The following is a 26,988-nucleotide window of genomic DNA, read 5'->3' on the forward strand; positions in this document are numbered from 1 at the left end:
GTCGTTCAGGAAGGGCCGGAATACCCGGCCCAGATTAAAGTTAGTTGCGAATAAGCATATACAAGCGGAACAAATAGATCAGCAACAGCGCAGAGAACAGATTGCTGATGGTATTAATGACCACCGCGGCGACGTTTGGCGACAGCGTTGCGAAGCTTGAAGCAAGCAGCAGCAGCGCCGTTTTTGCCAGCAGCCAGCCCAGTACCGCTGGCGCCACCAGACGCATATTAGCCCACGCCAGACGCATACTGCCGCGCATTGCGCTAAAGATGCCGATTTTATCCTGCACCAGCATCACCGGCGCGAACGCCAGGACAATCGCCAGCAGCACGCCCGGCACCAGCACCAGCATCATCCCCATCTGTACCACGAAGGTGGTGAACAGGATAAGCAGCAACAGTTTCGGCAGAACCGGCGCCGCGGCGCCGATCGCCCGCAGCGCGCTGACGCGATGCCCGGCGGAGATCAGCTGGATCAGCAACAGTACGCCGCCGACGAGGATGGCATTCCCCACCAGCCCCGAGAAGGTTGAGGCTGCCGACGCGCGCAGCAAGATCTGCTGCTGTTCCGGCGTCATGTTCTGCACCAGCTCAAACAAGCCGGCGCTGCCCGCCAGGTTATCGCCTTCGCTGAGGATCGATAACTGCTCGTCACTGGGCGAAAAGGCATGACCAATGACTACCGTGATGAACGCGCATAACAACGCAATCAGCAGAATAGTAACGAACTGATTACGAAAAAAATTCCCCGTGTCACGGTAGACGGACTTCGCCGTGATAGACATGCATTCTCCTTGAGTCTTGCAGGTGTTTTAACTAGCCGGGGATTGTACCGCAAAACGTGGTTGGGTAGCAGTCTCTGCCGCTGTCACGGTAAGTATATCTTTGTAAAGAGTTCCCAGCGGCGGCAGGCCGTAGCGGGCACGGGCGCGATCGCACGCTTCGTTGAGTTCGCCGCCTTCGCCTGACATAGCAAACTCGCGGCAGGGGGAAGGCCGCTGATGATAGATGGTGCAGTGCACCGATTCGCCGATTTCGCCGCTTAAGGCTGTGCAGCGGCTTTGCCGCTGATTGGTGCCGCTCATGCAGCGCAGAAAAGGGGTAAGGGGTTCGGTGAGCTGCGTAGGTACCACGCCGCCGGCGTCGTCGGCTTCAGCCCAATAGAAGGAGACTCGAAAATACGCACAACAGGCACCGCACGTCATGCACGGGTTGATTTCACTCATAATTACACCTGAAAAAAACGCATCAACACAAATTGTCGGCAATTAAATTAGCTATCCGCACGATCGGCGACAAGAGGGGGAAGCAAAAATTTTTCTCACGGGTAAAAATTGATGTAAAGACAAATCAGAACGTTACTGAGTGCTGCAAAAATTAATCTGGATCAATAAATGTTAAATCTAATGGCCTGGTGTGATCTAAAACAGATCAAAACTAACTCATTGTAGGTATATTTGCTGCCGCTGATAAAAACCATAATGGGGACATGGATATGAAGAAAATTGCAGCGGCGGCATTGATCTTAGGTACGCTTTCTGGTGGTAGCGCCTGGGCGCATGAAGCGGGGGAGTTTTTTATTCGCGCGGGTTCGGCGACGGTTCGCCCGACTGAGGGTTCTGACAACGTACTGGGTAGTCTCGGCGGTTTTAACGTCAGTAATAACACCCAGTTAGGTTTAACCTTTACCTATATGGCGACCGACAATATCGGTATCGAACTGCTGGCGGCAACGCCGTTCCGCCACAAGGTCGGTACCGGGCCGACCGGCACCATCGCTACCGTACACCAGTTGCCGCCGACGCTGATGGCGCAGTGGTACTTTGGCGATGCGCAAAGCAAAGTGCGCCCGTATGTCGGCGCCGGTATTAACTATACAACCTTCTTTAACAATGATTTCAACGATACCGGTAAGGACGCCGGGCTTTCCGACCTGAGCCTGAAGGATTCATGGGGCGCGGCAGGACAGGTTGGCCTGGATTATCTGATTGACCGCAATTGGCTGCTGAACATGTCAGTGTGGTACATGGATATCGACACCGACGTGAAATTTAAAGCTAACGGAGAGAATCAGACCGTCAGTACCCGCCTGGATCCGTGGGTGTTTATGTTCTCTGCCGGTTATCGGTTCTAATGGTTTAAAAAAACTGGCCGTTCGCGGCCAGTTTTATCCTCTTCAGACCAGCCGATGAGCGTGCAGTTTGGCGCTTTCCATAATGCTATCCATTATCACCTGCACGCGATGCGGCAACACGCCTCGTTGACGATAAATCAACCACGCCTGCATATTCACGCCGCGTTCTCGTGGCAGACAGGGCTGTAGCGTACCCGCTTCTAATTCCGCCGCGACGGAGTAAAAAGGGGCATATACGATGCCCAGGCCCTGCTTGGCAAGCTCGATAGCCGGCAAAATGTTATCGCATACGCTGGAACCGTTGACCTCTACCTGAATACTCTCACCCGCGGCGTTATAGCAATGCCAACTGTTGCGGATCCCGCCCAGCGTACGCAAAGTGATGCAGCGGTGCTGCGCAAGCTCATCAACATCGTGCAGAGGCGACTGCACAATATAATCCGCGCAGGCAAACAGCCCCATGCGAAAGCGAGTGAGTGGCCTTGCGATCAGGCTTTCGTCCTGCGGTTGGAAAAAGCTAATCAGCAGATCGCAATCGCTATCGAAAAGCGTCCCGTGTTTCTGTTCGCGCTCGTCGGGATTGCGGGTGAGAATATTGACGGTTAATTCCGGCGCCGAACGTAGCACCGGCGGCAAAAGGTATCGGGCAAGGAAAGCCTGAATGCCGATCGGCGCGCCGAGCGTCACCATGCCGTTGAGGCTGCGTTTCCAGGTACCGGACATATCAAGCAGATCATTATGCTTATCCAGCAGAATATCCGCCCGGCGCAGGAACTGCTCGCCAAACTCGCTCAGGATTAACGCCCGTGGATGGCGGATAAAGATCTCTAACCCCAGGCGCCGTTCCAGCGCATTCAGCGCCCGCGACACATTCGACTGCGGCATGTCAAGTAGTTGGGCGGCTTTGCTCACGCTTGCCGTTTCGGCAATCATGCGAACGATGCGGAGTTCGTCAATGCGCAGGTCTTTTTCTTTCATAAGGTTGGTTCTTTTGGTTTGCTATATCAAAAATGATATACATCTTTGCCGTCATTGTCATATGACTTCTGGCCAGTAGCTGGGTATTATTTGCGTGGATTATTTATTACAGCCGAAAAATACAGAGAAATAATTCGATGAAAATAACAACAATGGCTGCGTTATCTGCAATTTTGCTGCTGGCGGCGTGCGCTTCCAGCGTAACCGAAAAAGAAAAACATATTGAATATGACGATATTATCAAGGGACTATCGGTTTCGGCGGAAGAGATATTATACCGGAAAGATAAAAGTACTGATTTTTACCGTTATCAATATTTGGTCTATCAGTCGGAAAATGATTATTCTCGGAACAGCCGCACTATTACAGTGAGTGGCATTGCTAATTATAAAACAGCGTAGTTAGTACGGTTTACCTTTTTTATTACCAGGTGTTATTATGTTTCTCGACTACTTCGCCTTAGGCGTGTTAATTGCCGTGTTTTTAATTTTATTTTACGGCATTATTATTATTCATGATATTCCCTATTTATTGGCCAAGAAACGCCAGCATCCTCATCAGGATGCAATTCATGTCGCCGGCTGGGTGAGCCTGTTTACCCTGCATGCGATTTGGCCGCTGTTATGGATCTGGGCCACGCTGTATCGCCCCGAGCGCGGGTGGGGAATGGCGCATAAAGTCGAAGATAGCGCCGAAATGCATCAGCGAATCAGGCAACTTGAAAGCGAGCTAAAGCGTCTGCAGGAGCAACAGATAACTGTAACGACAAACTCGTCAAATAACCGCTGAGGCCAGTGTATGGATTTACTCATTATTCTTTGCTATGTGGCGTTGGCCTATGGCGTATTTAAAATTTTCCGTATCCCGGTAAATAAATGGACGGTGCCAACGGCAGTCCTTGGTGGGGTGGTTATTGTCGGTGCGCTAATTCTGACCATGAATTATAATCACCCGTATACCGACCGCGCGCAAAAAATAGCATTGTCGATCCCGATTGTACCGCAGGTGTCGGGGGCCATCGTAGAAGTTACCGATAAAACGAATGTGTTATTACGCAAAGGCGAGGTGCTGTTTCGTCTTGATGATAGCCGTTATCGTGCGCGACTGAATAAACTGGAGGCGGATCTCAGTGCCGCCGAAGCGGATATCAGAACCCGGAAAGCGGCATTAAGTGAATCCGCCGCCAACGTCCAGCGGATGACGGCGGAATATGAACGCGCCCGTCAGGATTATCAGCGCTATGCGAAAGGCGCAGCGATGCCGGTAAATCCTTTTTCCGAGCAGGATGTGAATCACGCCGAGCAGCAATATCAAGCGCAATCTGCGGCCCTGCGGGCGGCTAAAGCCCAGTATCAACAGGAGTTCGAAAGACTTTCGGCGCGTTTCAATGGCGAGGATGCGCAAATCGCCAGCCTGAAATCGCAGATTGCCGAGGCGCGTTATGACCTTGAACAGACGGTATTCCGCGCGCCCAGCGATGGTTATGTCACTCAGGTGCTGGCACGTCCGGGAACCACGGCAGTTCGTCTGCCGTTCAAACCGGTGATGATTTTTATTCCGCAGCAAAAACGCCAGGTGGTGGCGGTATTTCGCCAGAACGCCATCCTGCGCCTGGAGCAGGGGGACGAGGCAGAGGTTGTGTTTAATGGCTTACCGGGGCAGGTGTATGCCGGCAAGGTCACAAAGGTACTGCCAACCATTCCCGACGGTAGTTACCAGGCGAGCGGCGCATTACAGGGTTTAAGCGCCACGCCCGGTCGGGAAGGGGTTTATGTGATGATTGACCTGGCGGCGAGCCGCGATCTTGCCCATTTACCGGATGGGGTCAGTGCCCAGGCGGCGGTGTATACCGACCATTTTGCCCACGTGTCAGTGATGCGTAAGGTGCTGTTACGGATGACCAGCTGGTTGCATTATCTGTATCTCGACCACTAAAAGCTGAAGTTGAGTCAAAAAAAAGCCCGCGATAAACGCGGGCAAAAATACTGGAAGCAATGTGAGCAATGTCGTACCGAATACCTGAGTTGTTCACTCAACTATTCGGTAATGAGAAAGATAATATTTCTCATTTAAGATATCAACCCCAGAGTTTGTGCGGAGGCGCATTTTTTTAATCAAGGGTGAAAACCGTGCGTTTCTGGCTGTTATCACGCGGCCATGCCGCAGCGACATCGCGGAGCGGCTGCGGCGTGGTGGCGATGGTAAAATGACCGGGAACCGCCGCCTGCAGCATCTCCCCGGTTGCCGCCAGTAGTTGCGGCATGGTCAGGCTGCCGATGCCGCTACCCATGAGCTGTAGCGGCGCGGCGCGAAGCACCGCGCCATTTAACGCGATATCCGCCCCGGCAAGGGAACCCACCTGCACATAACGTACCGGCTTATCGCCAGGGGTGTATTTCGCCAGCATAGGCAGCAGCAACTCTGCGCTGCGGCCCCACAAATAATCCACAACCACATCTATTTGCCCGGCGCTGGCGGCGGCAAACTGCGCGTTTAGCGTCTGCTCATCGGCGGTTAAATCAATACACTCATCGGCTGCGAGGGCAGCCAGCGCCTGCGTATTACGCCCGGTAGCAATGATTTTTTTTGCGCCGAGGTAGCGGGCAATTTGTACTGCCAACTGCCCGGCGCTGCCGGTGGCGCCGTTAATCAGTACCGTTTCTCCGGCCTGGAACTGCGCCCGTTTGACAAGCGCAGCCCAGGCAGACATGCCCGGATTGGCCATGGCCGCAGCGCTGATGTCATCAAGTGCATCCGGAAGCGGCAGGCAATTCTGCAGCGCGACCGGCGCGCGTTGCGCCATACTGCCGAACGGCGCACTGGGGAAAGCAAAATAGACGCGCTGACCGTCAGAGGTCATACCGACGCCATCGATACCGACGACAAACGGCAGCGTGCCGTCAAAACTATAATGACGTCCCGATGCCCGGCCATTAACTACGTGGCTAATAGCGGCGGCGCGAACGTCGATCAGCGTGTATCCGGCTGCAGGCTGCGGTTCGGTAAAATCGGCCCATATCGGACCTTCGTTAAGATCAAACACCACGGCGGCTTTCATAACATTATCCCCTGATGATAATTATGTGTAATATGCACATATTCTTCAGGAGCACTATACGCGGTTAACTAATATATGCAAGATGCACATAATAATTACGACATCACCGACTTTCACGGCGCGCTGTTAGACATCATCAGCGTGATGAATCAACCGCTGCGCGATGAGCAAATATTGCAGGCGGCAGGGGTACAGCTTGAACAGATGCTGTTTCCACTACTGGTGGCGGTATGGCGCTATGGCCCGGTGGGGGTAGTTGAGCTGGCGGATCATTTAGGCCGCGATTACACCACCGTCAGCCGGCAGGTGAAAAAGCTGGAGGCTCAGGGCCTTGCCTGCAAGCAGGCCAATGCCAAAGACCGGCGGATTAGCGAGGTGACGCTTAGCGAAAAGGGGCAGCGGATGATCGACGTTATTGCCGTTGCGCGGCGGCGGTTAATGAATCAGGTGCTGGCTGGATGGTCAGAAGATGAGGTGCTGGCGCTGTTTCGCTTAACGCGAAAATACGCTAACAGCCTGCAGCGGAAATAGCCGCCCGGCGTGAGGCCGGGCGACAAAGGGTCAGGCGGTTTTGGTCGCTGCTTTCAAACTGTGCACGAAGGTTTTTAGCTCTGCGAGCATGTTTTGCGGCTGCTCAAGATTGCGCTCGATAATCTTGACGATGGCCGAGCCGGATATTGCCCCGGCGGCGCCGGCGTCAATAGCGGCCGAAACCTGCTCCGGCGCCGAGATGCCAAAGCCCTGTAGCGGCGGCGCGGCGTTGTATTCCGCCAGCTTTTCAATCAGATGATGCAGCGGCAGCGCGGCGCGGTTTTCCGCGCCTGTCACGCCAGCGCGCGATAGCAGGTAGGTATAGCCGCGGCCATAGGAGGCAATCTGGCGCAGTAAATCGTCATCGGCATTTGGCGGGCAGATGAAAATCGGCGCAATGTTATGACGCAGCGCTGCCTGGCGGAACGGGGCGGACTCTTCGACCGGCACGTCGGCGACCAGCACGGAATCCACGCCGACACGCGCGCATTCGGCGTAGAACTCATCAATCCCCGGGCTGAACACCAGGTTCGCGTACATCAAAAGGCCGATTGGGATTGTCGGATGCTTGTGACGGATTGCCGCCAGCATTTCGAAGCACTGCGCCGGGGTGACGCCGGCGGCAAAAGCGCGCAATGTGGCGCCCTGAATCGTCGGGCCGTCGGCCAGCGGGTCGGAGAAGGGGATCCCCAGTTCCAGCGCATCGGCGCCGGCTTCAATCAGCGCATCGATGATTTTCAGCGACTGCTCCGGCCCCGGATCGCCGAGGGTGACGAAGGGAACAAAGGCGCCTTCCTGGCGGTTTTTTAACTGTGCAAATAGCGTCTCGTAACGTTCCATCAGATTTCCCCTCGCGCTTTCAAAATGTCGTGTACGGTGAAGATGTCTTTATCGCCGCGGCCGGACAGGTTAACCACCAGCAGCTGCTCTTTATCCGGATTCTCGCGCATCATCTTCAGCGCGTGCGCCAGAGCGTGGGACGATTCCAGCGCCGGGATAATGCCTTCATGGCGGGAGAGCGCTTTAAAGGCATCCAGCGCTTCGTTGTCGGTAATTGACACATACTCGGCGCGCCCGGTGCTGTTCAGGAACGCATGCTGAGGCCCCACTGACGGGAAATCCAGCCCGGCGGAAATAGAATAAGATTCTTCGATCTGCCCGTCGGAAGTTTGCATCATCGGCGACTTCATGCCGAAGTAAATGCCGACGCGACCGTGCTTCAGCGGCGCGCCGTGCTCGCCGGTTTCGATACCGTGGCCGGCAGGCTCGACGCCAATCAGGCCAACGCGGGATTCATCAATGAAATCAGCGAACATGCCGATGGCGTTAGAACCACCGCCAACGCAGGCGATCACCGCGTCCGGCAGGCGTCCTTCTTTCTCAAGGATCTGCGCTTTGGTTTCTTCGCCGATCATGCGCTGGAATTCACGCACGATAGTCGGGAATGGATGCGGGCCAGCGGCAGTGCCGAGCATGTAGTGCGCCTTCTCGTAGCTGCCGGACCAGTCGCGCAGCGCTTCGTTACAGGCATCTTTCAGGGTGGCGGAACCGCTGTGCACTGGAATGACCTCCGCACCCATCAGGCGCATGCGGAAGACGTTCGGCGACTGGCGCTCGACATCTTTGGCGCCCATATAGATGCGGCATTTCAGACCGAGCAGGGCGCTGGCCAGCGCCGAGGCGACGCCGTGTTGGCCGGCGCCGGTTTCGGCGATAATTTCCGTTTTGCCCATGCGTTTGGCAAGCAGCGCCTGTCCCAGCACCTGGTTGGTTTTGTGCGCGCCGCCGTGGAGCAGATCTTCACGCTTGAGGTACAGCGTGGTGCGGGTGCCTTCGGTCAGATTGCGGCATTTGGTCAGCGCCGTCGGACGACCCGCGTAGTTTTTCAGCAGGTCGGTGAATTCAGCCTGAAACTCAGGATCTTTTTGCGCGCTGACGAAAGCTTCTTCCAGCTGGCGCAGGGCGGGCATCAGGATCTGCGGAACGTACATACCGCCGAATTCGCCGAAATACGGGTTCAGTAAAGTGCTCATTATTGCATTGCTCCTTAATATGCGCGCAGCGTCTGGAAAACGGCAGCCACCAGGCTTGCCTCTTTTATTCCCGGCTGCGACTCTACGCCTGAGTTGAAATCGAGTCCGGCACAGCCGCTTTTCGCGGCTTCTACGCAGTTATCGGCGCTAAGGCCGCCTGCCAGCATCACGTTACGCAGGTCCTGGCCCTGCAGCAGCGACCAGTCGAAGCGTTGACCGCTCCCGCCCTGACCGTTGTCAAAGACATATCTGTCCACATGATTGAGGTTACGCGGCGGTAAACTTTCGCCGACGCTCAGCGCCTTCCAGATTTGGATCTGCTCCGGCAGCGCCGCGCGCAGGGCATCAATCCAGGACTGGTCTTCGCTCCCATGAAGCTGGACCGCGGCGAGTTTCAATTTGGTCGCGCGGGTGACGACCTCTTCAACGGCTGCATCACGGAACACGCCAACGTAGCTAAGCGGCGCGGCGGCCATTACCGCCTGTGCCTGCTGATCGTTAACGGCACGCGGCGAACTATCGACGAAAATCAGGCCGCCGTAGATGGCGCCCGCCTCCCAGGCGACTTGCGCATCCTGCGGACGAGTCAGGCCGCAGACCTTGTTCTCACCTAACAGCACGCGCTTCACCGCAGCGCTGAGGTCCGGTTGTTCCATCAGCGCCGAGCCAATCAGGAAGCCGTTGGCGAAGTGGCTAAGCTCGCGGACTTCGCCATAGGTATGGATTCCGGATTCGCTGATCACGGTGACATCCGGGCCGAGACGCGGCGCCAATTGCCGCGTGCGGTTCAGATCAATCGACATATCGCGCAGATCGCGGTTATTAATGCCGACGACTTTGGCCTTCAGCGCAATCGCGCGCTCCAGCTCCTCTTCATTGCTGACCTCGGTCAGGACGCCCATATTGAGACTGTGGGCGACGGCGGCGAGCTGGCGATATTGATCGTCATCGAGCACCGAGAGCATCAGCAGGCAGGCATCGGCCTGGTAGTAACGCGCGAGATAAATCTGGTAAGGATCGATGGTGAAGTCTTTACACAGAATCGGCTGCGGCGCGACTTTGCTGACAATCGGCAAAAAATCAAAGCTGCCCTGAAAATATTTCTCATCGCACAGTACTGAAATTGCCGAAGCGTAGTGCTTATAAACCCCGGCGATGGTCGCCGGGTCGAAATCTTCACGAATCAGTCCCTTCGACGGCGACGCCTTTTTGCACTCGAGAATAAAAGCGGTGCGGGCGCCGGCCAGCGCATCGTAAAAATGGCGTTCGGACGGCACGATATCATTCTGAAAACTGGCTAACGGTTGTTGTTGTTTGCGGGCTTCTACCCAAATCGCTTTGTCAGCAACGATTTTTGCTAAAACGGTCTGCATTATTTACCCTCTTGCCGCTAATGCGGTCACTCTGTCATAGGCCGCTCCGCTGTGCAGCACATCCAGCACCTGCCGGGCGTTGGCTTTCAGGTCTTCATGCCCGTGTAAACGCATCAACATGGCGACGTTGGCGGCGACGGCGGCTTCATGAGCGGCTTCACCTTTACCTTGTAGCAAGCGCGTGAGAATGTCACGGTTTTCTTCCGGCGTGCCGCCGGCCAGTTGATCCTGATGATATGGCGTCAGGCCGAAGTCGGCGGCGGTCAGCTGATAGCTCTGGATTTCGCCGTTATTGAGTTCGGCGACCACGGTCGGCGCATGCAACGAGACTTCGTCCATGCCGCCGCTGTGTACCACTGCGGCGCGTTGATAACCGAGTACGCGCAAGGTTTCTGCAATCGGCAACACCAGTTCCGGGCTGTAGACGCCAATCAACGCCAGCGGCGGGTGCGCCGGGTTGATAAGCGGCCCCAACACGTTAAACAGGGTGCGCGTTTTCAACTGCTGGCGGACCGGCATCGCGTGGCGGAAACCGGTGTGGTATTTCGGCGCGAACAGAAAGCAGACGCCCAGTTCATCCAGCGCGGCGCGCGATTTATCGGCATTCATATCCAGGTTGATGCCAAACGCGGCCAGCAGGTCGGACGAACCTGATTTACTGGAGACGCTGCGGTTACCGTGTTTCGCCACTTTTAAACCGCAGGCGGCGGCGACAAAGGCGCTGGCGGTTGAGATATTGATACTGTTGCTGCCATCGCCGCCGGTACCGACGATATCGGCAAACTGATAATCCGGGCGCGGGAACGGCGCGGCGTTTTCCAGCAGCGCGGTAGCGGCGCCGGCAATTTCCTGTGGTTGTTCGCCGCGCACTTTCATGCTTACCAGCGCGGCGGCCAGCTGTTCCGGCTTCACTTCGCCGCGCACGACGGCGGAAAACAGCACGTGGCTCTCCTGCTGGCTCAGCGTCTCGGCCTGGTACAGTTTTTCCAGAATCGGCTGTACGACATTGGTCTGCTCCAGTTTCTGCAGCGCCCATGCCAGCGTTTGCTCCAGCAGTAGCGCTCCCTGGGTAGTCAGAATCGATTCCGGATGGAACTGGAAGCCGCAGACGCGATCGGCGTCGTGGCGAACCGCCATCACCATACCGTTGAAATTGGCGTTAATGGTGAGCCCGGCCGGAATATTGCTGCCGACAAGAGAATGGTAGCGGGCCACCGGCAGCGGGTTGGCGAGACCGGCGAACATCGCCTGGCCGTCATGCTCAATGCTTGACGCTTTGCCGTGAAGGATTTCTCCCGCCTGGCCGACATAGCCGCCGTAGGCTTCCACGATGGCCTGGTGGCCGAGGCAGATACCGATAATCGGTAACTTGCCGCGCAGGCGGGTCAGCAGCTCGGGCATGCAGCCGGCTTCGCTTGGGGTTCCCGGCCCCGGAGAGAGCATCAGCACCGGATTATCCATGGTGCCGATACGTTCAATCAGCGATTGCGCCGGTACGGTATTACGATAAATAACCACGTTGTGGCCGTTAGCCCGCAGCTGGTCGGCGAGGTTATAGGTAAAGGAGTCGATATTATCGAGCAGCAGGATGTCGGCCATTAGAAAGTCTCCTTCGCGTGGTGGGCCTGAGCAATGGCGCGCAGCACGGCGCGAGCTTTATTACGGGTTTCATCCGCCTCGGATTGCGGAACGGAATCGAGCACGATACCGGCGCCCGCCTGCACGGTGGCAATGCCATCCTCAACGTAGGCTGAGCGGATCACGATGCAGGTATCGAGGTCGCCATGGGCGGTAAAGTAGCCGACCGCGCCGCCGTAGCTACCGCGACGCTTGCCTTCCGCGGCGGCGATTAGCTGCATGGCGCGAACTTTCGGCGCGCCGCTAAGGGTGCCCATATTCATGCAGGCGCGGTAGGCGTGCAGGACATCAAGGTCGCGGCGCAGTTCGCCGACCACGCGGGAAACCAGATGCATCACAAAAGAGTAGCGATCGACTTTGGTCAAATCTGCTACGTAGCGGCTACCCGGGGTACAGATGCGGGCCAGATCGTTACGGGCCAGGTCAACCAGCATCAGATGTTCAGAAAGCTCTTTGTGGTCGGTACGCATCTCCAGCTCAATACGGCTATCGAGATCGCGATCCAGTGAACCATCGGCGCGGCGGCCGCGCGGACGGGTGCCGGCAATGGGGTAGATCTCAATCTGGCGGCTGACGGCGTCGTATTTCAACGAGCTTTCCGGCGAGGCGCCGAACAGGGTGAAATCGTTATCCTGCATAAAGAACATATACGGGCTGGGATTGCTCTTTTTCAGCACATCGTACGAGGCCAGCGGCGACGGGCAGGGAAGTGAGAAACGGCGCGACGGCACGACCTGGAAAATTTCGCCCGCGCGAATGGCGCGCTGCATTTTGCGCACCACGGCGCCGTACTCTTCATCGCTCTGATCGACGTCGCAGCGCATTTCGGCAACCGTCGTTACCGGCAGCGGCGCGGGCGGTTCATTTAACTGCTGGCGAAGCTGGGCGATACGTTGCAGAAGACGCTGTTTTTCATTCTCCAGCGGCGTGAACAGGCTCGCCTGAATGCGGGTGCTTTTGGTCTGGTGATCGATAACCAGCAGCGTTTCCGCCAGGTAGAAACAGTAATCCGGGCAGGAGGTATCGGTATTGAGCGGTGGTAAATCCTCAAAACCGGCCACCAGGTCGTAAGCGAACAGGCCGCCAAAGAACATCGCTTCGCGCTCGGCCTGCGGGACGCTGACCAAATCCTGTAACAGACGAAACGCATCGAACACCGATAACGAGCACAGGCGAGCGTCTTCATCCAACAGGGCGCTAACCGGTGGGAAGGTGAGTACCCGGCTGTTCGGCTGGCGCAGATTCTCAATGCCGGACGGCAATGCGTTATCCAGCAGTTCAAGCAGCGCGGCGCCGTTCGCTGACAGCGCCTGAACAGTGACGGTATTGCCAAGAGCGGTAATGCGCAGGGCGCTATCGACCAGTAGCAGGCTTTTTAAATCGTCTTTACTATCGATGTCGGCCGATTCCAGCAGCAAGGTTGCCGGGCGCGCGCCGCATAATTGATGGAATAACGCCGTCGGGTTTTCGCGATAGATGGCGTCGCTGGTGAGAAGCTCGAGCGCTGGTTTTGATGTTTGCATTATCATTCTCGCCTGTTCTGTTCATTATTTTGTTCAAAAAAAAGCCCGCTCAGTGGCGGGCCCGGTATCTGTTTGCTGAGTGCAAAACGCGATCACGCCGCCCGATTCCAGGAACGACGCCACCAGCTATGAAGAGTAATAATTTGCGCTTTCATCAGAGATACCCGTTGTGTGAACTTGCGTACTAGTTAACTAGTCCATGAAAATAAAGTCAACCCTTGTTTGCAGATTTTCTTTCTCAGTCGTTATCATAATGCGCTTATTTCAGTTCAGGTCCACCAGGAGCCATTTTGAGCGACACTAATTACGCGGTCATTTATGACCTGCACAGCCATACCGTCGCCTCCGATGGGCGATTGACTCCAGAAGAGCTGGTACATCGCGCGCATGAGATGCGGGTGGGGACGCTGGCAATCACCGATCACGATAGCGTGGCGGCAATTCCGGCAGCGCGTGCCGAAATAGCGCGGGCTGAACTGCCGCTCACGCTTATCACCGGGGTAGAAATTTCCACCCTGTGGGAAAATCACGAAATTCATATCGTCGGACTGAATATTGATATCAACCATCCGGCGATGACGCAACTGCTCTGTGAACAGAAAGAGCGGCGCAACCAGCGCGGGCAGATGATTGCCGAACGGTTGGAGAAAGCGCGTATCCCCGGTGCCTGGGAAGGGGCGTTAAAGCTCGCCAATGGCGGCGCGGTCACCCGCGGCCATTTTGCCCGCTTTTTAGTTGAAGCCGGCTTTGCGAGCAATATTGCCGATGTATTCAAAAAATATCTCGCCCGCGGGAAAACCGGATACGTTCCGCCGCAGTGGTGTACAATAAAACAAGCGATTGATGTCATTCATCATTCTGGCGGCAAAGCGGTGATCGCCCATCCGGGGCGTTACGATCTTTCCGCCAAATGGTTGAAACGGCTGTTGGCCCATTTTAGCGAGCAGGGCGGCGACGCGATGGAGGTCGCCCAATGCCAGCAGGCGCCGCATGAGCGCGCGCAGCTGGCGAGCTACGCGAAACAGTTTGGTTTGATGGCGTCGCAGGGTTCGGATTTCCACCAGCCCTGCCCGTGGATTGAACTGGGGCGCAAACTTTGGCTACCCGCTGGCGTGGAAGGGATCTGGCGCAGTTGGGAAGTGGCCGCTGAACAAATTGAGAGGGAAGTATGAGCCAGTTTTTCTATATCCATCCCGATAATCCGCAGGCGCGGTTGATTAATCAGGCGGTGGAAATTGTGCGTAAGGGCGGGGTTATCGTTTATCCAACGGACTCCGGTTATGCCCTGGGTTGCAAAATCGAAGATAAAGGGGCGATGGAGCGGATCTGCCGTATCCGTCAGTTGCCGGATGGCCACAATTTCACCCTGATGTGCCGCGATCTCTCCGAGTTATCGACCTACGCGTTTGTCGATAACGTGGCGTTTCGTCTTATCAAAAACAATACGCCGGGCAACTACACGTTCATTCTTAAGGGAACGAAAGAGGTGCCGCGCCGACTGTTGCAAGAAAAGCGTAAAACCATTGGGATGCGCGTGCCGGCGAACCCTATCGCCCAGATGCTGCTGGAAACGCTTGGCGAACCGATGCTCTCGACATCCTTGATGCTGCCGGGTAATGAATTCACGGAGTCCGACCCGGAAGAAATTAAAGACCGTCTGGAGAAGGTGGTCGATCTGATTATTCACGGCGGTTATCTCGGCCAGCAGCCGACGACGGTTATCGACCTGACCGAAGACGCGCCGGTGGTGCTTCGTGAAGGCGTTGGTGATATCAAACCGTTCCTGTGAGGCTTCTCGCGGGTGGCGTTTCACGCGTCGCCCGCGGCTTAAATTTATTTTAAAATTCTTTCCGCATTGAGTCGCTCCTTTCTTATTTATATTATTAGTCCGCTTACGATATCACTCACTGATATTGCTTCCAGAAAGAAATTCAACATTATGCATAAGCTGACTATTCAACCCTCTGACGCGTTTAAGAGGAAGAAAGTACTGTTAAATTTTTTCATGCTTTCTAGTGTTACCGTTAATATATGCCAAAGCTGACCCCAAATACCTATCCCATCACCCTGGTAAAAAGCGTGCTGGTTGTTTCACTGCTGGCGCTAATACTGATTATTATCAGTTTGACTGGCTTGTTTAACTATCAGTCGCGTCAGGTCAGTAGTGCCATTGATAAAAAAATCATTGGTTCTCAGTATACGTTTATTCAGCTTAAACTTGAGGATGCTGTCGATCGCCCACGACAAATAACGAATCTATTTTTACAATATATTCAGGGCGAAAGTAACAACATCGATAAGGATACTTTAGTTCCTGAAATGGTGTATTTGACGGCGAGCGCGTTTAAAACCATGCCCGCCTTCCAGAGCCTGTCGTGGTTTGCGGAAAATGGCTCCAGTATTGCTGTTATTCGTGACAATCATAGTAATCAAATTTATTTACAACGAACCCAGCGCGATAATCATCACTCCCTGGTTAAATACAGCGGGTTAAGCCCGCAGACCAATATTGTCCACGTCAATAACGCGTTTAATGTTGTTGATTTACCGCAGTTTCGCCGCGCTCGCCAGCAAACGCACGGTTTCTGGCAACGCTCTCTCTCTACCGGCAGTTTGATCATGAGCTGGAACCAGCCAGTGTACGATAAACAAGGCCGCTTCGTCGGGGCGATCGCCAGCGGCGCCACACCTGCAGATATGACCGCTTATTTACAGAGTCTCCTGCCGGATAAAAGCTATGCTCTTCTGCTTATCGATGACAACAATCGCATTGTCGCGCGTTCCGGCAACCAACATAAATGGCAGCAGGACCGCCAATTGATAGCAAAGCTTACCTCGGTGCAGCCGTCGCCGACGTCATTTTCCTTGCGTACTGAGGACGAGTCTTTGTTGGCGACCGCCTTTAGCGTGCAGGACCGCCAACATCTGCTGAACTGGAAGGCGGTACTTATCGCGCCACAGCATGCGGAAATGGCGGAAATGAATAAACAGCGTCTACTTGTGACCTTCGCCACGACACTGTTTATTTTTATTCTGATGTTGATTCTGATGATGATTATTTCTCATTTCACCGGCGCCTTAAAGGACGTTGCAGATAAAGTGCGTCTGGGGTTAATGCCGTGGAAGAAACCAACTAAACGCGTATTTCCGGAAATAGCCTCGTTGGATGCAGCATTGAGCAACCTGTATGCAATTATTCCAGACACTTTCGAATCTAAACGCCGGAAGCTGGAAGAAGATAGCGAAACCGGTTTTTTAACCCGTAGCGGTTTACTGCATTGTGAGTCGCTGTACCGTCATCGCAATATGCTGGCGATGGTATACGTTAACAACTACAACTCGGTTAAGAATGTGCTCGGTACGACTCAGGCCCGACAGTTTATTCACCAGTTTACTTTACGCCTTCGCAAAATATTGCCTGAAGGGGCACTATGTTGTCGTGATCGAGAAGACTTGTTCATTATCGCTTTTGATGGCATGTATGCCGAAAAGGATGTCGACTGGTACAGCGCGCTACTTGCTTCTGTTTTTCGTATGTCTGCTTCTGATATGCCCGGCGAATCGCATATATTTACTGGTCATATTGGCATGTTGATTGAATCATTAACCCCAGAGAACATCGGCGAATGTCTGATGAATGTTAGTCTGGCTTTACAGCATGCCCAGATGCAGCGTAGCGGTACGGGTAAACTTTTCACGGCCGCCATGCGTGAAGAGGAAGTGAATAATCTACGTCTGCATCAGGCGTTATGCGACGATCTCCATTCGGAAGGTTTCCATCTCGTTTTGCAGCCGATCGTTTCATTTGAATCGCAGCGGCCTTGTAAAGAAGGTGAATGCCTGATCCGCTGGCAATCAAATGTGTTGGGCTTCGTGCCGCCCGACAAATTTATCGCCCTTGCCGAGCACACCGGCATGATTGTGCCGTTAGGGAAATGGATAATTGAAACCGCCTGTCGTGAACTTGCCGCGTTTATCACGCGCGGCGCGGCGCGTGATTTTAAACTGCACGTCAATATCTCGGCAATTCAGCTTCAGCAACCTGATTTTGCTCAGCATCTGCTGGAATCAATTCACGCTAATGATTTGATGAACAGCAATATTTGTCTTGAAATCACCGAAAGCGTCTTGCTGCATGACACGTGGCGAATTGTCGAAATACTGGCTTATCTACGTCGTCTTGGCGTATGTATAGCGATTGATGATTTTGGTTCCGGTTATTCCAGCCTCTCGTATCTGCATTCGCTGCCATTTGATTGTCTGAAGATTGACCGCGGGTTTGTCAGCAATGTGCTTGATGATAAAAAAAACGAAGCGGTTATCGCCTCGGTGTTAATGTTGGCGCGAAGTTTTTCCGTGCCGCTGGTGGCCGAAGGCGTTGAAACGCGCGAAATGGCAGAAAAACTGCAGGAGATGGGCTGTGATTTGGCCCAGGGATATTATTATTCCCGGCCGAAAACGTTTGATAGTTTTGACGTCGCCAATGGGTTTTTCGTTGTTGAACCGGAATGATGAGATATACCAACGGCGATAATAACGATGCAAATATTAAAAAAACAGCTTTCGGTCAACAGCTACCCGTTCACCCTAACTCAGGCCATCATATTTACCTTAGCCACGACAATTCTCGTCGTGCTGCTGACGACATATGCTTTTCTCTACTACGAAGGTTATGCTTTTTTTGATGAGGTGAGTGAGGATATTTTGCGTGCGAAAAGAGTCAATATCGAGGAAGTTATCCACGATTATATTGATGTTCCCGCGCAATCGAACGCGATACTGGTTCATGCGATCGGACGTCAATCCAGTACTGCGATCCCGGTTCGCAGCCTGATCGGCGAAATGGTCAATACCACCAATAACGTCTTCAGCAACAAACATTATTTGAATCTGGTCGGATTTGGCGCGGTCAATGGCGATTTTATTCAAGTGGCGCGCGGACAGGCCGAGTCGAATGATTATCTTGCGGTAAAAGATGCGCAAACAGATCACCATCTGACGGCGTATAGTCACCTGACGGTGAATTCATTAGTAAAAGCGGTGCTTGCGGATTATCAAATAACGCAGCGCGAATGGTATGCGGCGGTTGCCAAAGACCAGCGTCCGCACTGGACAAAACCCTTTCGCGATTATGAATATGAAAATGAAATTGGCGTTGCGTTCAGCTCACCGGCATTCAATCGCCAGGGACAGTTTGTTGGCGTCGTCGCCAGCGAGTTGCACCTCAACGAACTAAATAAAAGTCTGGAAAAATTCAAACCCCATCCTGAAAGTATTCTGCTGATTGTTAATGAAAAAAATGAGCTCATTTCTTCATCAGTGCCATCATTGACGCGAAATATGCTGGCCGGGGGAAAACACTCACGGCTGAATCTACAAACGCTTGAAAACACTCATTTACCGGTTGTTGTGGCAGCCAGTCGCACGTTAAAAGCGAATCACCATACGGGATTGCAGTTTTTCAGTTCCGGCAAAGAAGAATATTATGTTGATGCTTTTCCAATCACCGACCGTGATGACATATTGCACTGGACGGGAATTGTGATTAGCCCGGCGAGAATGATTACCCATACCATCATTAAATATATAGCCATTACCATGATCATGCTGTTTGTCATTTTTGTACTTGGTCTGCTGGTGGTTTTCTATGGCCTGGCGAAGGTGGTAAAACCGCTGCGGGATATTGTCCGTAAAGCGGATCAGCTTGCGACGCACCGCTGGACGCCGCCAGATAATAAGCGTCATTTCCCGGAAATAGCCTCTCTGGAAACCACATTTATGGCGTTATCGCATAAGCTGGCAGAAAGTTTCGACGCCCAACGGCGCGAAATAGAAGAGGATAAAACCACCGGGTTATTCTCGCGGACAGGGTTACTGCGTCAGACATCGCTATATCAAGGTAGAAACCTGCTCGCGCTGGTGCATATCAGTAATATGAACGCTATTATCAATTCCTTAAGTACGGAGTATGGTGAAAAATTTATTAGCGATTATATTCTTCGCCTGCATAATTTACTGCCGACGAATACGCTGATTGCCCGCGATACAGTGGATAAGCTTATCGTGGTTTTTCCAGGACAAACTCAGCCAAAAGAGCGTCAGCGCTACAGAGAACTGCTCTCCTCACTATTTATCGACGTCAATAATGAAGCGTCTCCTACGGCAAGCAAATACGTTTATACCGGCAATATTGGCCTGGTGACGACTGAGATCCATGCAGAGAATATTGAACAAACGTTGCGTGAGGCATGGATTGCATTACGCCATGCGCAGAAACAGGGAAACGGCGTTGCGACGTTTTACAGCTGCGAGATGCATGAGGCTGAGCTTTATAATATCCAACTCCATGAGCATCTTCATGATGCGATCCAGCAAAATGAATTTCATCTGATGCTACAGCCAATTGTGGATTTGCAGGATCAAAGCGCTTTTCAGGAAGGAGAATGTTTGCTTCGCTGGCGCTCCGAAACGGTAGGCGAAATTCCTCCCGATCGTTTCCTCCCCCTGGCGGAAGAGAGCGGGTTGATAATCCCGCTGGGACGCTGGATTATTGAACAGGCCTGTCGGGAGCTTTCCGCGATGATTCTCCGCGGGGCGCCGGCGAACTTTATTCTGCATATCAACGTATCGGCGATTCAACTCCTGCAACAGGATTTTGCCTGGCATTTAATGGATGCGATTTATCGTCATGGGCTGGTCACGGGCAATATTTGTCTTGAGATAACCGAACGGTTACTGATGGATTCTGCTGCCAGAATTAGTCGAATGATTGCTTATCTCCGCCGCCATGGTATTGCCGTCGCGCTGGATGATTTTGGCGTCAATTTATCCAGTCTGCCTTATTTACACACGCTGTCATTTGATAGCATCAAAATTGACCGCCGTTTGATTTGCCAATTTGCCGATGATGATAAAGCAGAATCGATGATTGCATCGCTGATTGTGCTGGCTCAGGGGTTTAAGGTACCCGTCGTTGCTGAGGGTATTGAAGATGAGGCGATAAAAAACCAGTTACGCGACCTCGGTTGCCAGAAAGCGCAAGGTTATCTGTTTGGTCACCCGGCGCCATTTGCCGACTTTCCCTTCCTGGCAAGTGCATTGACGGCGAGCGATAATCTATAGACAGAGAAATGTATCGCAGGTAAGCATTCATTTTGAAGTTAGTGTAGTACGTTCGCCCACGCAGGCGCGCGCGCTGCTGTACAGCGCTGACGAATGGCGCCTTAAAATGTGGAAAGTATTTATATAACAACAGGTTGGTGGTTTTAGATGGCCTGTTGTTGCCAAAGCTTATCAGAGGCCTGGGAATGCGTACATGTAAAACAAAAACACATTATATATCAAAGCATTAAATTTATTTCGTTTATGGTAACCATCATGTTGTGTGACAGGTTTAGCTGCACTTTGTATCCCCTCTATAACGTACATAATTTTTGAGTCTTTGACTGTCTCAACTATCTGGCGGTTCTGGCCATCTCCATATCACCAACGGCGCTTTATGGCTTCTATTGCCTGTTGCGGAGTTGTAAAAAAATCAGTAGCATAATCTCTTTCGGAGTTAGGAAATGTCTGTCACTGATTCACTTCTTACTTATACTCTTGCTGCAACACTTCTAGCGTTAACCCCTGGTCTTGATACTGCCCTCATTCTACGTACTGCCACTGTCGAAGGTGGTCGAAAAGCTTTTCATGCTGCTTTAGGTATTGATACAGGATGCTTTATCTGGGGTGCACTGGTGGCCTTTGGTTTGGGGGCGCTATTGGCGGTTTCTGAGGTCGCCTACATGCTGCTGAAATGGTGTGGGGCGGCATATCTTTGCTGGTTAGGTATTCAATTGCTATTGCGCCCACGGCAGCAATTTTGCTTGAAGCAAGGGGGTAACGATCCAGCGAATAACTGGTTCCTGCGTGGTATGTTGGGGAATGTACTCAATCCCAAGATGGGTATTTTTTATGTTTCGTTCCTACCTCAATTTATCCCTGTGGGGCATTCTCCCTTTATCTGGACATTCCTTCTGGTCTCGATTCATGTGTTGATTGGTACGCTATGGTCACTAATTCTTATTTCAGCCACACATTATGCCTCTGGGATTTTGAAAAAACCTGATGTTGTGAAATGGATGGATCGCAGCACTGGGGGCTTGTTTCTATTGTTTGCAGCAAAACTGGCAATGAGTAGAAGATAAAAAAGGGGGCATTGCGCCCTGACCTGTTCCCCATTGATTAATACACCGCGATGTTAGTAATGTCTTTATAAGCCACATGAGGACATCCCCATGAAGAAGCGTTTTTCCGACGCCACCTATTATACCTGGCGTAAGAAGTATGGCGGTATGGAGGTTAAGCGCCTGAAGTCGCTTGAGGAAGAGAACGCCAGACTCAAGAAGCTGCTTGCCGAAGCCATGCTGGATAAGGAGGCACTTCAGGTGGCTCTGGGGCGAAAGTACTGACGACAGACCATAAGCGGGAAGCCGTGGTATTGATGTGTGATGCGACCGGTCTGTCGCAACGTCGTGTCTGCATGCTTATAGGCTTGTCCCTGTCTACCTGTCGCTATGAGGCTCAGCGTCCGGCGGCTGATGCGCATTTATCAGGGCGCATCATTGAGCTGGCACTGGAGCGCAGGCGTTCAGGTCACGCGGATCTGATTCATGATCACTTCAGCTTGTTTTTGACTGTCAGTACCAAGACTCAGACGTACAAAACTAGTTGAATCATTTAGTCTAAAATTCGTGTAGTATGTGCGCCCACGAATCATAGTGTGTGACATGTTGTTTGCCATACTGTGTACCATGAAATAGTTACAGATCAGTGAGTTAAGTTGATTTTCAATCTAACTCATTGTTTTTAAAAGTATACCAGACGCCTGGGAAGGCGACACCTAAAGGAAGCTCTATGAGCGAGAAATTACAGAAAGTGCTGGCTCGTGCTGGCCATGGCTCCCGCCGCGAAATTGAAACTATCATCGAAGCTGGACGCGTCAGCGTGGATGGTAAGATCGCAACCCTCGGCGATCGTGTTGAAATCGTACCTGGTTTGAAAATCCGTATCGACGGTCATCTTATTTCGGTAAAAGAATCTGCCGAGCAAATTTGTCGGGTATTGGCCTATTACAAACCAGAAGGCGAACTCTGCACCCGTAACGATCCGGAAGGACGCCCAACGGTTTTCGACCGTCTGCCGAAACTGCGCGGCGCGCGCTGGATTGCGGTAGGTCGCCTCGATGTGAACACCTGCGGCCTGCTGCTGTTTACCACCGATGGTGAACTGGCGAACCGTTTGATGCACCCAAGCCGCGAAGTTGAGCGTGAATACGCCGTCCGCGTTTTCGGCCAGGTCGATGAAGACAAACTGCGCCAGCTGGCGCGTGGCGTACAGTTAGAAGATGGCCCTGCAGCGTTTAAAACGATTAAGTTCACCGGCGGTGAAGGGATCAACCAATGGTATAACGTTACCTTGACCGAAGGGCGCAACCGCGAAGTGCGTCGCCTGTGGGAAGCCGTCGGCGTTCAGGTCAGCCGTCTTATCCGCGTACGCTACGGCGATATTCTGCTGCCGAAAGGCCTGCCGCGCGGCGGCTGGACTGAACTGGATCTGGCGCAGACCAACTATCTTCGTGAACTGGTGGAGCTGCCGGCGGAAACCGAAAGCAAAGTAGCGGTGGAGAAAGATCGCCGTCGTATGAAAGCGAATCAAATCCGCCGCGCCGTCAAGCGTCATAGCCAGACCAGCGGCAATCCTCGCCAGGGGAATAACGGCAACCGCCGTTCCAGCACCCGCAACAAGACTAACGGCTAATGCTGTACATTCCGGCGGGTTCCCGCCGGAATGTTCCTCTTTTCCCTCGCTTGTGACATTTTTCACACTTTCGCATAAAGACAAGAAACAGGAATTACGCAGACAAATAACGCAAAGTGATGTTATTAGCGTCGCCATATACTGTCGGCACTGATTACAAAACAGGTAGCCCGCAATGAGTACAACAACAAAGTTATCGGCAAGCTATGTGGTCATCGGCGTAAAAGAAAAGATAGGCTATGGCTTAGGCGATTTCGCCTCTAATTTATCGTTCGGTTTTGTCTCGTTATTCTTACTGTTTTTTTATACTAATGTTTATGGCATCAGCGCGGTACAGGCGAGTCTGATCTTTGTGATTGCCCGGGTGATTGACGCAATTTTTAATATCCTGATTGGTTTTGCAATTGATAAAACGCAGAGTAAATATGGCAAATTGCGTCCCTGGCTATTATATGGTGCGATACCGTTAGGCTTTTTAACCGTGTTGTGTTTTGTGCCATTTGGCGGGGAAGCTAAATTTTATTTCGCGCTGGCCTCCTATACCATCTATTGCCTGGCCTATACGGCGGTTAACACACCTTATTCGGCATTGACCAACCGCTTGACGCAGCATGAGGCCTCGCGTTCGTCGCTGTCGGTATATCGCTTTGTGTTGGCTATTGTCGGGTATCTGATTGTTTCCACAACGGCAGACTGGCTGATTTCGCCCTTTAACGACAAACAAATGGGCTATGTCTTTGCCGTTTCCTGCTTTGCGCTGTTAGCGACTTTTATGTTTCTTGCCTGTTTTGGCATGACCAAAGAACGCGTTGGCGAAGAGGATAAAATGAATGCGCCGACGCTTCGCGAAATGTTCCGTGCGGTATTAGGTAATGCACCACTGATTCATCTTTCATTATTTACCGTGTTTTTCTATATCGCCTATACCGTATGGATGGCGATCGCTATTTACTTTATTAAATACATTATCGGTAGCGAAGGGTTTACCGCTACTTTCTTCATGATTCAGTCTGGCGCTTATATTATTGGAACCATTATCTCTGAGAAAGTGATTGCGTTAATGGGGAAAAAGAAAATGGCGCTTCTGGCGTTGTTAATTGGCGTGCTGGGGGTGCTGATGCAATATTTCATCGCTGGTAATAACCTGTGGCTGATAATGATCGGCGTGTGTCTTTACAGCATTACGCTTGGCATGGGCTTTGTCGCCATGTGGTCGATGATTGCCGACACCGTCGAATATGCTGAATGGCATCACGGTGTACGCTCTGAGGGCGCCATCTACGGTTTCTTTAACTTCATCACCAAAATTGCGATGGCGATTGGCGGCGGCTGCGCGGGCTGGATGCTGGATCTCTATCACTATGATGCGGGTAATGTGACCAGCGATGCGATTAATGGCATCAATATTCTGATGACGCTTTTCCCCGGCGCAATGTTCGCCATCAGCGCCATCTTCGTGGCCTGCTATGCGTTAGATGAAAATACCTATCGCGATATCGTGCAGAAAATCAGCCTGCGTAAGCAAAACGCGCTTTAACCTCAAGGAGTCAGAGAGATGAACAACGATTTTAGTACCGTTATCGCCGCCATGTCGGTAGAGGAAAAAGTGGCGCTGCTGACCGGCAGCGGCCTGTGGCGCACGGCATCGATGCCGCAGCACGGTATCCCCGATATCGTGATGACCGATGGTACCTACGGCGTGCGCTATAGCAGCGCGCAAATAGATGGCAATGAAAAGTGGAGCATGGATGACTTCATCGCGGTGATTACCCAAACCGCCGACCAGGCCAGCGCCGACGAGCCTGTCGCCAAGGGCGGCAGCGAAGCGTTGTTCAGCGCCTCGCTGCCGGCCACCTGTTTTCCGAATGGCTCCAGTCTGGCCTGTAGTTGGGATGTTGAACTGGTACGGGAGATGGGCGAAGCGCTGGGTCGCGAATGCCAACAGACGGGGGTGGGTATTCTATTGGGGCCGGGAATTAACATTCGGCGCACCCCGCTGGCTGGACGCGGCTATGAATACTATTCAGAGGACCCGGTCGTTAGTGGGGATATCGCCGCGGCGCTGATTAACGGCTTACAGGCCGAAGGCGTCGGCGCCAGCCTTAAACATTTTGCCGCCAATAACTCCGAGTATCGGCGTACCGAAATGGATTCGATTATTGAGGAGCGGGCGCTGCGTGAAATCTATCTCGCTGGATTTCAACGAGCGATCGCCAAATCCCAGCCCTGGACGGTGATGTCTTCTTATAACCGTCTTAATGGCGTTCAAACATCGCAGGATCCGTTCTTACTGACCCAGGTATTGCGTGATGAATGGGGGTATGACGGTCTGGTGATGTCCGACTGGTACGGTATTAAAGATCGCCCGGCATCGCTGCTTGCCGGCAACGACCTGGCAATGCCGGAAACCCGCCGGGACAAACAAACCCTGCTGGCGGCAATCTCCTGCGGGGAGGTACCGATGCCGGTGGTCGACCGGGCGTGTCTGCGGATGCTGGAACTGGTTGATAAAGTGCAACGACATCGCCGGCCGCACACGCGTGCTGACTTTGCCGCACACCATGCGTTATCGCAGCGTTTAGCGGCAGAATCCATCGTATTACTGAAAAATGAAGACAACCTGCTGCCGCTGAAGCCACACAAAACGCCGCGCATCGCGGTGATCGGTAAACCCGCTCAGGAGCCGGTTATTCAGGGCTCGGGTTGCGCCACTACGGTTCCCTATTTACTCGACCGTCCGCTGGATGAGATTTTCGATCTTGCCGGGGATGACTTTAAGGTCACGTGGGCGCCGGGCGCGCCAGACGACAATCAAAGCGACGAGCAGGCGCTGGCGCAGGCGCGTGACGTCGCCGGAGCCGCCGATGTGGCAGTGATTTTTGTCAGCACGGCGGTCGGTGAAGATGGCGAGAATGGCGATCGCCAGGATCTGAATATTCTTCCCGCGCACGAACAGCTGATCCGTGAGGTCGCGGGGGTACAGCCAAACGTGGTTGTGGTGTTGGCTAACAGCGATGCGGTGGTGATGCCATGGCTTGGCGAATGCCGGGCGCTGCTGGAAACCTTCTTCGCCGGACAGGGGATGGGGCGCGCCGTGGCTGAAATTCTCTTCGGTAAGCGCAACCCCTGCGGTAAGCTAACCGTCACGGTGCCAAATACTCTCGAAGAGACGCCTGCCTGGCTGCAGTATCCAGGGGAAAATCTGCGTCATCACTATGGCGAGGGTCTGTTTGTCGGCTATCGCTATTACGATAAACGCCTTCTTTCGCCGCGTTTCCCGTTTGGCTTTGGCCTGAGCTATACCCAATTCAGCTATGCCAATCTTGCGCTTTCCGCATCGCGGCTTGCCGAAGGCGAAACCCTGCGTGTCGCCTTTGATTTAACGAATATCGGCGATTGCGAGGGCAAGGAGATTGTACAGCTGTATGTTACGGCCCCGAAAGGGGAGCTGATCCGCGAGGTTCGCGCGCTGAAAGCCTTTAGCAAAGTGTCGTTGCTGGCAGGGGAAACGCGTCGCGTTGAGCTTGCGCTGCCCGTCGCTGATTTAGCCTGCTATCATCCGGGGCTGGCGGATTGGCTGGTGACCCCAGGGCAGTGGCAAATCTACGTGGGCGCCTCGTCTCGCGATCTTCCCTTAACGGCGAGCGTTGAGATTGATTGCCCTGCGCGCTACGTACCGCTGCGCGACGACAATTCTCTGCAGCAGCTTATTCAACAGCCAGAAGCCTTTGCCCGCGTGGTGGCGCTGATATCGGCTAAGAGCGGGGTAGCGCCAGACCTGGTACGTGAAAAGCTTATCCGCCTGGCGCCAGATCTGTTCTGTGGTTTGCTGATTGCATTGACTGAGTTCCTGGCGCTGGATATCGATCGCGACGAACTCAATGCCGTGCTGGCGGGTCATTAATCAACAAAAGTTCAGGAGG

22 protein-coding genes, 1 pseudogene and 1 other annotated feature are annotated in these 26,988 nt (G+C 53.2%); of the genes and pseudogenes, 14 read left to right on the forward strand and 9 right to left on the reverse strand.

The features are described from left to right. Positions 1–40: 40 nt before the first annotated feature. The gene (locus ABLU80_RS07500) at positions 41–784 is read right to left on the reverse strand and encodes a YciC family protein (RefSeq protein WP_015366197.1); all 744 of its coding nucleotides are present in this window, start codon (positions 782–784) and stop codon (positions 41–43) included. 27 nt (positions 785–811) lie between these two features. After that, positions 812–1,225, reverse strand: coding sequence for a YkgJ family cysteine cluster protein (locus tag ABLU80_RS07505; RefSeq protein ID WP_015366198.1), 414 nt, complete (start codon positions 1,223–1,225; stop codon positions 812–814). A 269-nt stretch (positions 1,226–1,494) separates the two neighbouring features. Here ABLU80_RS07505 and ompW point away from each other — a divergent pair, with 269 nt between their 5' ends. Then, on the forward strand, positions 1,495–2,133 hold the full coding sequence (gene ompW, locus ABLU80_RS07510; RefSeq protein WP_015705753.1) for an outer membrane protein OmpW: 639 nt from the start codon (positions 1,495–1,497) through the stop codon (positions 2,131–2,133). A 42-nt stretch (positions 2,134–2,175) separates the two neighbouring features. On the opposite strand, the gene ABLU80_RS07515 is transcribed toward ompW, so the two are convergent. Continuing rightward, the gene (locus ABLU80_RS07515; RefSeq protein WP_015366200.1) at positions 2,176–3,111 is read right to left on the reverse strand and encodes a LysR family transcriptional regulator; all 936 of its coding nucleotides are present in this window, start codon (positions 3,109–3,111) and stop codon (positions 2,176–2,178) included. A 137-nt stretch (positions 3,112–3,248) separates the two neighbouring features. On the opposite strand from ABLU80_RS07515, the gene ABLU80_RS07520 reads away from it, so the two are divergent. The 3 genes from ABLU80_RS07520 to ABLU80_RS07530 are packed head-to-tail and all read left to right on the forward strand — an operon-like array spanning position 3,249 to position 5,046. Further along, a complete protein-coding gene (locus ABLU80_RS07520) occupies positions 3,249–3,512 on the forward strand; it encodes a hypothetical protein (protein ID WP_063446345.1) in 264 nt (87 codons plus the stop codon). 37 nt (positions 3,513–3,549) lie between these two features. After that, entirely contained in the window at positions 3,550–3,900 is a 351-nt protein-coding gene (locus ABLU80_RS07525; protein WP_077203935.1) for a DUF3302 domain-containing protein, read from the forward strand. Positions 3,901–3,909: 9 nt separating this feature from the next. Next, positions 3,910–5,046: an HlyD family secretion protein gene (locus tag ABLU80_RS07530; protein WP_348849866.1), complete on the forward strand. Its 1,137-nt coding sequence runs from the start codon at positions 3,910–3,912 to the stop codon at positions 5,044–5,046. A gap of 175 nt (positions 5,047–5,221) precedes the next feature. On the opposite strand, the gene ABLU80_RS07535 is transcribed toward ABLU80_RS07530, so the two are convergent. Continuing rightward, entirely contained in the window at positions 5,222–6,169 is a 948-nt protein-coding gene (locus ABLU80_RS07535) for a zinc-binding alcohol dehydrogenase family protein (RefSeq protein ID WP_348849867.1), read from the reverse strand. A 75-nt stretch (positions 6,170–6,244) separates the two neighbouring features. Here ABLU80_RS07535 and ABLU80_RS07540 point away from each other — a divergent pair, with 75 nt between their 5' ends. Then, on the forward strand, positions 6,245–6,700 hold the full coding sequence (locus tag ABLU80_RS07540; protein ID WP_047079550.1) for a MarR family winged helix-turn-helix transcriptional regulator: 456 nt from the start codon (positions 6,245–6,247) through the stop codon (positions 6,698–6,700). Between the two features lie 30 nt (positions 6,701–6,730). Here ABLU80_RS07540 and trpA read toward each other — a convergent pair whose 3' ends face one another. The 5 genes from trpA to ABLU80_RS07565 are packed head-to-tail and all read right to left on the reverse strand — an operon-like array spanning position 6,731 to position 13,267. After that, positions 6,731–7,540 (reverse strand): tryptophan synthase subunit alpha, encoded by an 810-nt coding sequence (gene trpA, locus ABLU80_RS07545; RefSeq protein ID WP_015366206.1) that lies wholly within the window; start codon positions 7,538–7,540, stop codon positions 6,731–6,733. Next, complete coding sequence (trpB, locus tag ABLU80_RS07550) at positions 7,540–8,733, reverse strand: tryptophan synthase subunit beta (protein ID WP_015366207.1); 1,194 nt, start codon at positions 8,731–8,733, stop codon at positions 7,540–7,542. The genes trpA and trpB overlap by 1 nt, the downstream gene beginning before the upstream one ends. A gap of 14 nt (positions 8,734–8,747) precedes the next feature. Beyond that, positions 8,748–10,106, reverse strand: coding sequence for a bifunctional indole-3-glycerol-phosphate synthase TrpC/phosphoribosylanthranilate isomerase TrpF (gene trpCF / locus ABLU80_RS07555; RefSeq protein WP_348849868.1), 1,359 nt, complete (start codon positions 10,104–10,106; stop codon positions 8,748–8,750). A 3-nt stretch (positions 10,107–10,109) separates the two neighbouring features. Then, positions 10,110–11,705, reverse strand: coding sequence for a bifunctional anthranilate synthase glutamate amidotransferase component TrpG/anthranilate phosphoribosyltransferase TrpD (gene trpD / locus ABLU80_RS07560; protein ID WP_015366209.1), 1,596 nt, complete (start codon positions 11,703–11,705; stop codon positions 10,110–10,112). Continuing rightward, the gene (locus tag ABLU80_RS07565; RefSeq protein WP_348849869.1) at positions 11,705–13,267 is read right to left on the reverse strand and encodes an anthranilate synthase component 1; all 1,563 of its coding nucleotides are present in this window, start codon (positions 13,265–13,267) and stop codon (positions 11,705–11,707) included. The genes trpD and ABLU80_RS07565 overlap by 1 nt, the downstream gene beginning before the upstream one ends. Positions 13,268–13,302: 35 nt before the next feature. After that, positions 13,303–13,398: a sequence feature (Trp leader region), on the reverse strand. A gap of 159 nt (positions 13,399–13,557) precedes the next feature. On the opposite strand from ABLU80_RS07565, the gene rnm reads away from it, so the two are divergent. From rnm to ABLU80_RS07610, 9 genes and pseudogenes are all read left to right on the forward strand, one after another. Further along, on the forward strand, positions 13,558–14,439 hold the full coding sequence (gene rnm / locus ABLU80_RS07570) for an RNase AM (protein WP_020078570.1): 882 nt from the start codon (positions 13,558–13,560) through the stop codon (positions 14,437–14,439). Further along, positions 14,436–15,056, forward strand: a complete 621-nt coding sequence (locus ABLU80_RS07575; protein WP_020078571.1) for an L-threonylcarbamoyladenylate synthase — start codon at positions 14,436–14,438, stop codon at positions 15,054–15,056. The genes rnm and ABLU80_RS07575 overlap by 4 nt, the downstream gene beginning before the upstream one ends. A 242-nt stretch (positions 15,057–15,298) precedes the next feature. Next, positions 15,299–17,779, forward strand: a complete 2,481-nt coding sequence (locus ABLU80_RS07580) for an EAL domain-containing protein (RefSeq protein WP_348849870.1) — start codon at positions 15,299–15,301, stop codon at positions 17,777–17,779. 27 nt (positions 17,780–17,806) lie between these two features. Continuing rightward, entirely contained in the window at positions 17,807–20,389 is a 2,583-nt protein-coding gene (locus ABLU80_RS07585) for an EAL domain-containing protein (RefSeq protein WP_348849871.1), read from the forward strand. 443 nt (positions 20,390–20,832) lie between these two features. Continuing rightward, a complete protein-coding gene (locus tag ABLU80_RS07590; protein WP_047079556.1) occupies positions 20,833–21,453 on the forward strand; it encodes a LysE family translocator in 621 nt (206 codons plus the stop codon). 105 nt (positions 21,454–21,558) lie between these two features. Beyond that, a pseudogene (locus ABLU80_RS07595) lies at positions 21,559–21,905 on the forward strand (transposase); the annotation flags it as partial. Between the two features lie 257 nt (positions 21,906–22,162). Beyond that, a complete protein-coding gene (gene rluB, locus ABLU80_RS07600; protein WP_015366215.1) occupies positions 22,163–23,065 on the forward strand; it encodes a 23S rRNA pseudouridine(2605) synthase RluB in 903 nt (300 codons plus the stop codon). Positions 23,066–23,240: 175 nt separating this feature from the next. After that, positions 23,241–24,602 (forward strand): MFS transporter, encoded by a 1,362-nt coding sequence (locus ABLU80_RS07605; protein ID WP_015366216.1) that lies wholly within the window; start codon positions 23,241–23,243, stop codon positions 24,600–24,602. A gap of 18 nt (positions 24,603–24,620) precedes the next feature. Beyond that, a complete protein-coding gene (locus tag ABLU80_RS07610; RefSeq protein WP_348849872.1) occupies positions 24,621–26,969 on the forward strand; it encodes a glycoside hydrolase family 3 C-terminal domain-containing protein in 2,349 nt (782 codons plus the stop codon). The last annotated feature ends 19 nt before the right edge of the window (positions 26,970–26,988 follow it).

It is taken from the genome of Klebsiella sp. CN_Kp104 (assembly GCF_040064515.1).
Taxonomy (GTDB): Bacteria; Pseudomonadota; Gammaproteobacteria; order Enterobacterales; family Enterobacteriaceae; genus Klebsiella; species Klebsiella aerogenes.